A 923-nucleotide genomic window follows, 5' to 3' on the forward strand; every position below is an offset into this window, starting at 1 on the left:
TTCAAACTGTTCCAGTTTCACGCCTGCCAATGCTGCTTGCAACTCGAAACCTATGGAGCAGCAGCCTGCCGCAGCGCCGATCAGGTATTCCATCGGATTTGGGGCGGCGTTTTCACCTCCCATGTTTTTCGGTTCGTCTGTGGTAAAGGCAGGGAAGCGGCGCACGGAGATTTCGTTCTTCGTGCCGGATACCCAGCGCGAATCGGCGCGTAATACTGCCTTGCCTTTTGTATGGTCGTTTTCAACCGCTGCCATGGTAGTTCGAAAACGTTCGATATCTAACCCGTTAATCATGTTTTGTCCTTTCATATGATGAATTGCAGATGGTTTTTCGCTACACTTACACGCCCATTTTCCACGCGGAGATGCGCTTCAAATTATCCACCGTGTCGTGATTGACGATGGCGGCGAACGTGCTGTCCAGTTTGGCAATTTCAGCTTTGTCTTCATCGCTGAGGGCAAAGTCAAAGACGTTCAAGTTTTCCGCCATACGTTCGGGTTTGGTGGATTTTGCCAACACGATGATGTCGCGTTCCACCAGCCAGCGGGTAATCACCTGCGCCATGGATTTGCCGTATTTCGTGCCGATTTTGCTTAATACGGGATTGTGGAAAATATCGTTTTTGCCTTCGGCAAACGGTGCCCATGCTTCCACGGCAATGCCTTCAGCCTGCAAAGCGGCAACGGCTTCGGTTTTTTGTTGGAACGGATTGATTTCAATCTGATTAGCCTGCGGCATCACTTTATTGAATAGTCCCAAATCCACCGCGCGTACGGGCGAAAATTTTTAAAGTTTGAAAAATGCTTGGGAATTTGACCGCACTTTTTACGTAGAGATAAGGAAAAGGTCGTCTGAAAAACTCAAATTAAGGTTTTCAGTCGACCTTTTTGAAAATAAACAACTTAATATAAATTATTGAAAA

2 protein-coding genes are annotated in these 923 nt (G+C 47.0%); both read right to left on the reverse strand.

What is annotated here, in order from left to right:
• The coding region (locus ACTHS3_RS15290; protein WP_440368406.1) for an OsmC family protein at positions 1-294 on the reverse strand (294 nt) is incomplete at its 3' end.
• Between the two features lie 46 nt (positions 295-340).
• On the reverse strand, positions 341-760 hold the full coding sequence (locus ACTHS3_RS15295; RefSeq protein WP_283116586.1) for an aldo/keto reductase: 420 nt from the start codon (positions 758-760) through the stop codon (positions 341-343).
• Between the last annotated feature and the right edge of the window lie 163 nt (positions 761-923).

Source organism: Neisseria sp. P0009.S007, from assembly GCF_051962515.1.